Raw genomic sequence first — 1,226 nt, forward strand, 5'->3', positions numbered from 1 at the left:
GCCCCGGGCAGCCGCCCCGTCCCGGACAGCCCTCCCGCCAGGGGGAGGGAGTCCCCGCGGGGGCCGCGGGCGCCTTCGGCCCCGGCGCGCGCCCCGGGTCCCGCCCCGGCCAGCAGCCCCCGCAGCGGCGCGAGGGAGCCTCCGCGGGCGAACTGCCCGCCGGACCGGGCGAGCGGCGCCCCAGCTGGGCCGATGGCCGCGATGACCGGACGTCCGGGCGGTACGAGGCCCCCGAGGCGCCGCGCGGTCACGAAGAAGCGGACAGCACCTCGGAGTTCGCCCGTCCGGGCGGCCCCGGCGCGTATCCGCAGCGGCACGCCGGACCCGACGAGACCGCCCAGCTTCCGCGCATGGAACCGCAGGCAGGTCCGCACGGTCCGCAGGACACCGGTCAGTACCCCCGGCCCCAGAACCCGCAGGACACCGGTCAGTACCCGGCCCCGCAGCCTCCCCAGGCATCCCGGAGCCCGCAGGACACCGGCGAGTACGCCCTTCCGGGCGGCCCGCAGGACACCGGTCAGTACGCCGTCCCCCGGCAGGGCGTCCCCGGCGCCCGCGAGTCCTCCGCCTACGAGCTGCCCGGAAGCAGCCCGGCCGCGACGGGCTCGGACGAGCGCACGCCGATCTTCGAGTCGATGGAGTCGAACTGGTTCAGCTCCCGGCAGGCCCCCGCGGCCGCGTCACCGGGCGAGCCACCCTCGGCGGGGGCGTCCGTTCCGGCGCCGCCCCGGCGGCCCGAGAGGTCCGAGCGGCCCGCCCGGCCGGCGCCCCGTCGACAGGCCACCGGTGGACCCGGCGACACCGGCGCCGGGTGGCAGGAGAACCCGAACGACGAGCGCTGGCGCCGGGCCGAACAGCTCCGCCAGCCCGCAGCCGGCGGGGTCACCACCTCCGGTCTGCCCCGTCGTGTGCCGCGCGCCAACCTCGTCGCGGGCACCGCGCAGCAGCGGCCGTCCACACCGGCCGGCCCACAGGTCTCGCGTGCGCCCGATGACGTACGCGGCCGGCTTACCAATCTCCGCCGGGGCATCCAGCAGGGTCGGCAGGCCGGAAGCGGCCAGGCCGGCGGCAGCCACGGCACAGGCCCCACCTACCAGCAGGAGCGTTAGTTGAGTCCGATGAGCCAGGCGGCGCAGAACCTGAACTGGTTGATCACCAACTTCGTGAGCAACACCCCGGGGGTGTCGCACACGGTGGTGGTCTCCGCCGACGGCCTCCTTCTGGCC

General features: G+C 77.1%; 1 protein-coding gene and 1 pseudogene. Both read left to right on the top strand.

Annotated elements, in window-relative coordinates; translation table 11 throughout:
* Positions 1-1,109 (top strand): annotated as a pseudogene (locus AC2CJA_RS26730) (hypothetical protein); the annotation flags it as partial.
* 9 nt (positions 1,110-1,118) lie between these two features.
* On the top strand, positions 1,119-1,226 hold a 108-nt coding region (locus AC2CJA_RS26735; RefSeq protein ID WP_484605222.1), incomplete at its 3' end, for a roadblock/LC7 domain-containing protein.

Source organism: Streptomyces sp. ATLC9 (genome assembly GCF_057196705.1).